This is a genomic window from Mycoplasma sp. 21DD0573, from assembly GCF_034863425.1.
Taxonomy (GTDB): Bacteria; Bacillota_I; Bacilli_A; order Mycoplasmatales; family Metamycoplasmataceae; genus Mycoplasmopsis.
In genome coordinates, this window is record NZ_JAYFEZ010000018.1 from 1 (window position 1) to 10,110 (window position 10,110).

Consider the following 10,110-nt stretch of genomic DNA (forward strand, 5'->3'; position numbering starts at 1 on the left):
ACACTAGATGTTTCTCTATATCTTTGTTCTGAAGGTAATCATAATTCTAAGTCAATTGTTTTTCTTGAAGAAAATCCTAAGTCACCAGTACATAAAAGTAATTCTCTATAAGGAATTTGTAATTTTTCAAGCACATCTTTAGCATCTTCAACCATTTTTTCATACTCAACCATAGCATCTTTTGCAGATGTAACTTTTACAAGCTCGATTTTCTTAAATTCATGTTGTCTTAAGATACCTTTTGTATCTTTACCTGAGCTTCCTGCTTCAGATCTAAAACATTCTGTATATGCTGTAGCTCTAAAAGGAGTTGATAAGTCAATGATTTCATCGTTGTAAATGTTCGTTAATGTAACTTCGGCAGTAGGGATTAAATATTCATCTAATCCTTCTAATTTATATAAATCTTCCTTGAATTTAGGTAATTGACCTGTTCCATATAACATTTTATCTTTAACAATTACAGGTGTTGTAAATTCTTCATAACCTTTTGAAGTGTGTAAATCCAACATAAATGAAATTAATGCACGAACTAATTTTGAACCATTGTTTTTGTAAATTACATATCTTGAACCTGATAATTTAACAGCTCTTTCAATATCTAAGATACCTAAATTTTTAGCAACTTCATAGTGAGGTAACACATCTTTAACAAGACCTCTACCTAATTTATCATGCTCTTTAATGATTACATTTTGATTTTCATCTTCTCCAACAGGAACTTCTTCTAAAGTTTCGTTAGGGATTTGTAAAATTAATTCATTAATTCTGCTATTTAATTCATGCTCTTGGTTAGATAAAGTTAAATCTTCGTTTTTAACTACTTCAATTTGTGCTTTTAATTCAACTAATTTACCTTTATCGTTTTTAAGTAAACCAAATTGTTTTGAAAGATTGTTTAATTCACTTTTTTTATCTTGTGATTGTTTCATCACGCTACCTCTTTGTTTAGCTAATGAAACAAATTCATCAAAAATTTCAATTTTAAAACCTCTGTTTTGTAGGTTTTTTCTTACTTTTTCTTCATTATTTAAAACATATTTTATATCTAGCATTTTGACCTCGTAATTTAAATTGTTTAAATTATACATTAATAAAGAGTTAATGAATTATTATGTTGAAAATAGATTTTTTAACCCTTAAATTAAGCAAAATAATTCAAAAAATGATACTAAAAAAATAGATGCTAAAAAATTAGTCATTTGCTATAATTTAAACACGCTTATATAAAATATAAAATTATTCACATAAGGAGGAAATTATGAGTAAAAGAACTTATCAACCAAACAAGCGTAAACATGCTAAGGTTCATGGTTTTAGAGCTAGAATGAAAACAGCAAATGGTAGAAAAGTATTAGCAAGAAGAAGAGCTAAAGGTAGAAAAAGATTAACAGTTTCTGATAAATAATTCTAAACAATGAAAAAACAATATCGACTAAAGAAGAATTGAGAATTTGAAGATGTAATTAACGCAAGACAAGGTAACTTTGTTTCAAATAGATATTTAATCATCTATTTCAAGAAACAAAAAAACTTCGCTGCAGGAATTACAGTTCCAAAAAAATTCGCAAAAGCTGTAGGTCGTAATTTTTTTAAAAGACAATTAAGAGCAATTATGCATGAGCTGAATTTATATCACCTCAAATATCATTTTGTTTTAATTGTTCGTAAAGAATTTATGAAGGAAGATTTTGCTATCAAAAAACAACATATAGCAAAACTCTTTGAGAAATTTAAATAATGAAGAAAAACGCAAAAAATTTTTCATACTTTACTAACGGTAATGATCCGAAAACTAACCGTAAAGAGTTAACTAAAAAAATCCTTAAATGATTAAAAATAGTTTTTTATGTGTTAATTTTTGGGCTTACTGTAACAGGGTGTGTTCAATCCTTTGTTATTAAAAACTCTTACAACGTAGGTAACGGACTTGAGTTTTATAGAGATAAAGGTGACATAGCACCTAGAGTTAATACTTTAAAGAGCACAAATCAAAAAAGAGATTTAGTAACACTTCAAGATCCAAATGGAGAAAACAAAACATCTGAAGTGTTTGAATATGACAGATTGGCACTTGATACTGAATCAAACATTTTTGTTTCTGATAAAGATATATTAAACAAACTTAGAGAACAAACAAAATCACATAAGGGTGAATATGGTATCCCTGGTGGATACATGTCTGTTTTAAGAATTCCATTTAATTCTGAAATTCTTAAAAACGCAGGTTACAAATTTGATGAAAAATTCAAATTAATTTACACAGGTTCAGATGATGCTAAAAATTATTTATTTGCAACAGCATCTGATAAAACTTACAATTTTGTAAAAGAACCTACAGATATCTTTGTTTTCCCATTCACCTTCCCACAAGACGAAAAAAATAACTACGATAAAGGTAAACTTCAAAGTTACATGACTTTCAAAACAGAAAAAAAATACAAGGAAGTCAACGGTAAACAAGAAGTAGATAAAATAGTTCCTGTTCTTACTGATGCAAAAGAATACGAAATTACATACATTTCAGGTATTCAAAAAATTTATAACTACACATCAGAAAACGAATCTGTTTCTAATAAGTTTGCTAGAGATATTCTCCAAATGTTATATACATATTCATTTGGTGAAGGATCTAAATTTGCTGCAAAATTAGGTAAAGAGCCTTCTTTATTTATTAAAGAATTAGTTGATAACATTCCAGCAAATGTTAAAGAAGAAAATATCTCAGAACACAATAACACATTATTTACCTTAACTCAAGAACAATACCAATTGCTTATTGAATATCAAAATACAATGCAGTCATACATGAATGAATTAGGATTCTTTAATGGAGAAGTTCCTAACACATCTTCTGAAGAATATAAAGAAAGAAGAGAACAAGTTCAAAATCAATACAAATTAAATAGAACTGATAAATATGACTACAATACAAATATTCTTTATTCTGAAAACATTAACACACTTCCTTTAAGAGGTGATTTACCATTACAACCTATTACAACTTGAGGTGAAGCTTGAAAATATGGACCATTTTACGGTTTATTAGTATATCCACTTTCAGTGTTGGTGCAATCAATGCGTCAATCAATGCCTGATATGCTTGGATGAGCTTCTGTTATCTCAATTATAGTTGCAATCATTATCTCACGTCTTATTACACTTGCATTTACATTTAGAACAACTGTAATGCAATCGGTAATGGAAGAACTTAAATACAAAAAAGCTGCTATTGAAGCTAAATATAAAGGTTTAGAAGATAATAAAGCTATGAAACTTAAGAAAAATCAAGAGATTCAAGCTTTATATACAAAATACAACATAAATCCATTAGACCAATTTGGAAATATGTTACTTACTATGCCGATTTTCCTTGCTATGTGAAGAGTTATTCAAAGTATTCCTGAAATCAAACAAACAACATGGCTTGGTATTAACTTCGCCTCAACATCATATAAGAGATTGTTTGAGGGAGAATGAGTTTACTTATGAATTTTAATACTTGTTGTTGGGTTCCAATTACTTTCAAGCTTCTTACCAAGACTTCTTAATAGTAAGAAAATGAAACGTAAAACAACAATTGCAGAAGCTGAAGCACTTAAGAAATCTGAAAGAACACAAAAGATTATGATGCTTGTGTTCACAGCAATTACCTTAATCTTTACAGCTGGTGTTCAAGTTTATTGATTATTCGGTTCAATATGAACAATTATGCAAACATTAATTATTCACAAGCTCATACATTCTAAGAAATTTAAAGAGAAATTCATAAATAAGAAAACTCGATAAATAACTTTTTCATTTAAATAATAAGTATTAAAAAAATAAAAAATTTACTTGACTTTATTTTAATAGTGCTATAATATATGCAGTGGTTATAGCAAAGGGGATCACCTGAATCCATTCCGAACTCAGTAGTTAAGCCCTTTAGTGCCGAAGATAGCTTTACAGTGAAAATAGGGAGCCGCTGCTTTTTTTATACCTTTTTATAAAAATAAAAATTAAAAACCACCTTTTCAGGTGGTATTTTTAATCTAAATCAACATTTTCTATATGAAAATAAGGAAGTTTTAAATCATCAAATTCAACTACATCATAGTAGTTCGGGTTAAGATTTTTCACTCTAGAAATTACTAGTTTAGCTTCCTTATCTCTAGAAATTAAAAACCTTGTATTTGGGTTTTGAGAAAACAAAACTTCAATTAATTCATGACAATATTGGTTTTGTTTGTTATTTTCTTTTTCAACAATTTTCTTAGCTAAATTAATCTTTTTAGCATTATTATCAGTTGATTGAATCAGCAAATTAAGGATAATATCAGTGTTATTTAAAGAAAAAATAGGCAGAAATTTCTCGTTTTTATTCATTTTATTAGAGATGTTTATTAACTCAGGAAACTTGTTTTTTAATTTCAAAAATACATAAACATCAATCACAATTTGAATTGGTTTAGTTAACTCTTTTTTCTCTTTAATTTGACTTAAAGTGCTAGAGAATAGGGAGAAAATGAATTTTTCTTCCTTACTAATTTTGAGTAATTCCTCAAAAACATTTTTAATTTCTGCTTGTTTCATAGTGAAATTATAATAAATTAAATTTGATATAATTAAAACAATATTTATTATTACATAATAAATAAATTTTATAAAACTAAGAGGTATTAATGGCTAAAAGACAAAAATCATTCTTTGAACGTTTAGTTGAGTTAAATGATAGACACGATGAGAAGAAACATAAAACTTCAACTAACAAATCAAAAAGATCTAAAACCTTAATCGGTATTTTTTCTGCTTTAACAGTTGGAGTTATTGCATCTATTACAATTCCTTTAACAATTACAACTACAAAGGTCAAGTACATTCAACCAGTTGATGGAAAAGAATCTGCTTTTGTTGTTAATGATGCAAAAGGTAATGAACTTAACTCATTAACAGTTGATAAATTAACAGATTTAGTAAAATCACAAAGTCAAGAAGTTTCAGAAGAAATCAAAAATGCATACAGAGAAGCAATTTTCTATATGTATGAACAAGAAGTTGAAGCATCAATTCAATATCAAAACATTTACAATAGTTCATTACAAAATAATGAAGAAGTTAATAATTCAATCGAACTTAAATCATTAGATGAAATCAAAAGACAAATTAAAGCTAAATTTGAAGATTTAAAAGTTAACTTCAAAAAAGTTTATGGTTTCCAAAATTGAGAAAAACAATTTTTTGAAGAACTTAAAAAAGATGAATACGGAAATTCAGCTAATGAAACAGATGCAACAAATTTCTTATTATTCAAACAAGTTGAAGAAATCGCTACACGTAGATATCAATTAGAATACAAAGTTGTTGATAGAACATTTGTAAATAGAACTGCTACAAAAGATATTTATAAACTTGATAAAAACGGAAACAAAGTTAAAGGTGAAAACAGTGAACCAATTAAATTATTCAGTAAAGGTGATAAAGTTTTCCCATATTTAGAAGAAAATCTTAATTACTTTTCTCCATCAGCAGATTCAACAAAAGTTACTTTATTAACAACAAAATCATTCATTACAGAATTCAAATCACCAGCAAAATTCATTTCTGAATACTTCAACAAAAATAACATCATCATTCCTACGGTTTACAAATTAGCAGGAACCATTTCTAAAAATGATGTAGTTTATCCATGAAAAATTTCATCTGACGATGACAAAGTGAAATTATTTAACTTATTAAAATGAAATGTAACTCCAACAGCTGATTCATTTATTGCAGAATCAAACGTTGCATCATTAACAAAATTTAATAAAGCAGAAGAATATGCATTCCAAAAAGAAAATGAAACTAAAGAAGAATTTGTAAGTAGAGTTCAAAAATATAAAAACTTCTTATCATCGATCACAAATTCTGATGTTGAAAAATTAGCAACACCAGGTTTAACATCAAACATCAATTTATTTACTAAAGATTTAGATCTTGCATTAGGTGTAAATGCAACTTCAATTTTTGCTAACGAACAAAATAACTTACCTGAATTCTCATTAAAAGAATTAATTGATGCAATCAAAGGTTCTTTAAACGTTATGGAGCAACCTGATTTAACATCAGCTAGAAACTTTGATGAAGCAGCAAAAATTGTTAAAGATTATGATGTTCAAATCGATAAGAAGTTAGAAGACTTAAAATTTGAACCATCAAGATTTAACACAATTAACAAAGTTATTGCTGACTATATGTTTTCAAAAGTGCAAGATGCACAAACAACAAATAACCCATTAATTCCTTATGTGTTTAAATTATCAGATATGAAAGATGCATTTATGATAATTACAGATAGTAATGTGCAAATTGTAAGATATTCACAAATTACAGAATTAGATAAATTCAAACAATTTATTGCTGAGGATGCTAAAAACTTAGCTTTAGGAAATGTTTCATACTTCAATACACCTGCACAAATTTCAAATAACTTATCAAGTTCACAAATTCTTTCATTAGCTTTAAGCGATGAAAAATTTGTTGCAGAACTTAAAACAAAAACAAATACAACTACAGGAGCAAACTATACAGATGCTGATGTAACAAGCTTACAAGCAAAAGCTGCTAGTGTAAAAAGTGGAGAAGACACAAGCAAATTAATTTCGGTATTAACATCAGTAAGTGAGTTCATTCAAAAACAATTAAACTATGGAAACAGTTACAACTTTATAGTTGATAAAGGTCTTACAAAAATAGTTTACAACCATAACGATAATGTATATAGCGATAAAAAAGCTATCGAAGTTATTAATGACTTAGTTTATTCAATCTTCGAAAAAAATGAAGGGAGCAAATAATAATGAAGAATATATTTAAAAAATCTTTATATTTAGCACCAGTTGCTTTCACACCATTAGTTGCACTTTCATGTGGAGTTGATAAAAACACAGAAGAAAAAAATAAACAAGTAATTTTATTTGATAAACCTGCAGTTTCAACTATTGCAGAAAACTTATGATTAAAATCAGTTTTACAAGACCAATACAAAGTTGAAAAAGATACAAACTTACTTTCAAATGAAAAATTCTTTAATGAAGCTCTAATTGCTTACAAAGGATTTTTAGCTACAGAAACACAAAAGAATAACTTATATTTAGCTACTCAATTAAACAAGTGAAAATCAAACGGAATTTTCAATGAAACTGAATTAGCTGCATTGAACGCTTTATATAGAGATGTTTACAACATTAACTTAACAAATGAACAATTCCAAATCTTATACAACAATGAAAATACAAATGTAGCTTTCACAGTTAATAAACTTCTTTTAGTTAAAAACTACTTCTTTATTTCAGATGTTGTTGTATTAGAAAAAATCGATCCAAGTTCATTTAATTTATATGGTAAAAAATACGATAACAAGCAATTTAACTTAATTAAATATGTTATCTCAAATAAAACAGTTCAATTATGAAATTACACAAACGACAATGTAAATGAAATGTATACAGATGCTAATAAAGTTATTAAACACGTTTTAGATTACAATAACTTATTAAAGAATTCTAAAGAAGCTCAAAACATTGCAACAGCAGATTTAATTTTCAATAATGTTCCTGCTAAAGCTGAATTTGAAGCTACAATGGGTGGATACCAAGGTATTAAATCTAACCCTTACAAATCAGACTATACTGTTGATGAATTATTAAAAGTAACATCACCTGAAAATTTAGTTGGTTTCTATAACTTAACAAATGGTAAATTAGTTTCAATTGATGAAAATGGACAATTAGCTGAACCAATTCCTGTTTCAAAAGATGGTAAAAAAGTTGAAGTAGCTTACTTTGCTAAAATTGTTCCAGTTGCTAAAAAAATTACAGTTGATGCAAGTGAAAACGGAACAAAAGAAGAAAAAACAGTTTTATCATTCGATCAAACAATTTACAAAGATTCATTAGATAAGTTAGCTATCTTCATTTCAATCAGTGATGAAAACTTATACAAAAATGCAAAAGCAGCTTACATTACAATGGGTTACAAAATTTCATCTATAGATGAACTTAAAGATAAAACAGCAGGTCTTAAATAATGAATGATTCAATCTTTACAAAAATAATTAAAAGAGAAATTCCTTCAAACATCATCTATGAAGATAATGTTGTTATTGCGATTTTAGATGCATTTCCACAACAAGAAGGACATTTCTTAGTTATTCCTAAAGAGCAAAAATCTAATATTTTAGAACATGATGAAACAACTTTCTTACATGCTATGAAAGTTGCTAGAATGTTAGCTAAACAAAGAGTTATAGATAACAACATCCCAGGTTTTAAAATATTAATCAACACAGGTAAAGAAGCAGGACAAGTTGTGTTTCACACACACATTCACGTAATTCCGTACAAAGAACAAGGAGAATAAAATTATGCAGCAGACAAAAATATTTGCATTCGATTTAGATGGTACATTATTTACAAAAAGCGAAACAATTCACCCTTCAACAAAAGAAGTTTTACTTCAAGAGCAAGCTAAAGGAAATAAAATTGTTATCGCAACAGGTCGTGGTTTAGTCAAGATGCTTGCATTAAATCACGATACATTTAAATTTGTTGATTATTTAGTGTGTTCAAATGGTGCGTTAGTTCACAATATGAAAACTAATACGACATACACATTAGGTGAATTATCAAAAGAAATGTTAGATACAGTTCACTCACATGCACTTAAATATGATTTAGTTCTTTCAGTTGATGGAAATAACTATAATGGTTCAATTTTACCTAATGGAACTTATCCAAAATGAATGTCACCACAGCAAGTTAAAAATATGAACATTTTTAATGAAGCTACAATTGAAGAAGTAAAAGAAGCAATCAGTAATCCTGAAACAAAAATAACTCAAATGGCTATGAGAAACCAAGAACACAATGCTAAAGAAGCTACAGAAAACATTACGAGTAGTTTAAAAGATTTTGATTGTGAAGTTTACTTAACAAACTCAGTTTACACAGATATTAATCCTAAAAACATTTCTAAGTGAGCTGGAATTATGAAAATTGTTGAATTAGAACAATTAAAAGATTATGAAGTTGTAGCATTTGGTGATAGTGGAAATGATGTTCATATGCTTTCAGAAGCGCACGTGGGTGTAGCTATGGGAAATGCAACAATTGAAGCAAAATCAGCTGCTAACTTTGTTATTGGTGATAATGACACAGACACAATTGGGCAATTCATTTCAGAAAACTTTTAACACATATACATAGGTACAAAAGTAAATTTTGTGCTTTTTTATTTTAATTTACTTAAAATAAAAAATAATATAAAATATACATCATATTAAAGGACAAAATTTATATTTGAAAGGAGTACTATGTTAACTGCATTAGAAACTGCATTTGGAATTGTTAAATGAATTTGCGCGATTACTGTTATCTCATTAAGTATTCCTCAATTATTGAAAATTCTTAAAGATAAAAAGACAGGTCCTGTTAACTTTGTGTCATTCTGAATTTTCCATATTGGGATTTTACTTTGAGTAATTTGAGGTGCAACAGATAAGAATAATGAAAATTTCATAACTGTTATGGTCGCAGATGGAGTGGGTGTACTTGTAAACGGAATTATGACAGGTTTACTTTACTACTACAAAAAAGAATTTACTAATAAACAAAAATTACAAGGATATCTTGCTGTTTTAGCTACATGAATTATTGCTGGAATATTTACTGTATTTTACATTATTGATTATGGTAGAGCTGGTAGTCAAGAAGATCCATATATAATTGGAAAATTACATGATTCAATTTCAACTGCTATGGGATTCATTTTCCCAGCATTTACTACATTTGCTTTCTTACCTCAGTTAATAACATCGTTTAAAACAAAACAATGACAAGGTGTTTCATACTGAATGTATGTTTTATATGTTGTAAACAACATTATTTGAATAGTTTACTGAATCTTATTAATACTTATTAATATTAACTCAACTCCTAAGAAACCAATAACATCAGCTATTGGTGGATTAGTATGACAATCAATTTCATTAACACTATTCTCAATCCAATTAGGATTTACATTACACGATAAATTTACAACGCAAAAAACAACAGTAAGACATTCACACCGTGCTCAATAATTGAATCA

10 protein-coding genes and 1 rRNA gene are annotated in these 10,110 nt (G+C 27.7%); 9 read left to right on the forward strand and 2 right to left on the reverse strand.

Going from position 1 to position 10,110, the window contains the following annotated elements; translation table 4 throughout:
* Nucleotides 1-1,055: serine--tRNA ligase (gene serS, locus VBM86_RS02850; protein WP_323189788.1), on the reverse strand; the 1,055-nt coding region annotated here is incomplete at its 3' end.
* 206 nt (nt 1,056-1,261) lie between these two features.
* Here serS and rpmH point away from each other — a divergent pair.
* The 4 genes from rpmH to rrf all read left to right on the forward strand — a co-directional run bounded on the left by rpmH (nt 1,262) and on the right by rrf (nt 3,973).
* Complete coding sequence (gene rpmH / locus VBM86_RS02855; RefSeq protein ID WP_257089135.1) at nt 1,262-1,408, forward strand: 50S ribosomal protein L34; 147 nt, start codon at nt 1,262-1,264, stop codon at nt 1,406-1,408.
* Nucleotides 1,409-1,417: 9 nt separating this feature from the next.
* A complete protein-coding gene (gene rnpA, locus VBM86_RS02860) occupies nt 1,418-1,741 on the forward strand; it encodes a ribonuclease P protein component (RefSeq protein ID WP_323189789.1) in 324 nt (107 codons plus the stop codon).
* Nucleotides 1,741-3,789, forward strand: a complete 2,049-nt coding sequence (gene yidC, locus VBM86_RS02865; RefSeq protein WP_323189790.1) for a membrane protein insertase YidC — start codon at nt 1,741-1,743, stop codon at nt 3,787-3,789. The genes rnpA and yidC overlap by 1 nt, the downstream gene beginning before the upstream one ends.
* A gap of 78 nt (nt 3,790-3,867) precedes the next feature.
* A 5S ribosomal RNA gene (gene rrf / locus VBM86_RS02870) occupies nt 3,868-3,973 on the forward strand.
* A 56-nt stretch (nt 3,974-4,029) separates the two neighbouring features.
* Here rrf and VBM86_RS02875 read toward each other — a convergent pair.
* On the reverse strand, nt 4,030-4,575 hold the full coding sequence (locus tag VBM86_RS02875) for a hypothetical protein (protein WP_323189791.1): 546 nt from the start codon (nt 4,573-4,575) through the stop codon (nt 4,030-4,032).
* Between the two features lie 89 nt (nt 4,576-4,664).
* Between VBM86_RS02875 and VBM86_RS02880 the strand changes: the two genes are divergently transcribed.
* From VBM86_RS02880 to VBM86_RS02900, 5 genes are all read left to right on the forward strand, one after another.
* On the forward strand, nt 4,665-6,818 hold the full coding sequence (locus VBM86_RS02880; RefSeq protein WP_323189792.1) for a HinT-interacting membrane complex protein P80: 2,154 nt from the start codon (nt 4,665-4,667) through the stop codon (nt 6,816-6,818).
* A gap of 2 nt (nt 6,819-6,820) precedes the next feature.
* Nucleotides 6,821-8,050, forward strand: a complete 1,230-nt coding sequence (locus VBM86_RS02885; protein ID WP_323189793.1) for a HinT-interacting membrane complex lipoprotein P60 — start codon at nt 6,821-6,823, stop codon at nt 8,048-8,050.
* Entirely contained in the window at nt 8,050-8,382 is a 333-nt protein-coding gene (hinT, locus tag VBM86_RS02890) for a histidine triad protein HinT (RefSeq protein WP_323189794.1), read from the forward strand. Before VBM86_RS02885 ends, hinT begins: the two co-directional genes overlap by 1 nt.
* Before the next feature lie 4 nt (nt 8,383-8,386).
* Nucleotides 8,387-9,214, forward strand: a complete 828-nt coding sequence (locus VBM86_RS02895; protein WP_323189795.1) for a Cof-type HAD-IIB family hydrolase — start codon at nt 8,387-8,389, stop codon at nt 9,212-9,214.
* 120 nt (nt 9,215-9,334) lie between these two features.
* Nucleotides 9,335-10,102, forward strand: coding sequence for a PQ-loop domain-containing transporter (locus VBM86_RS02900; RefSeq protein WP_323189796.1), 768 nt, complete (start codon nt 9,335-9,337; stop codon nt 10,100-10,102).
* The last annotated feature ends 8 nt before the right edge of the window (nt 10,103-10,110 follow it).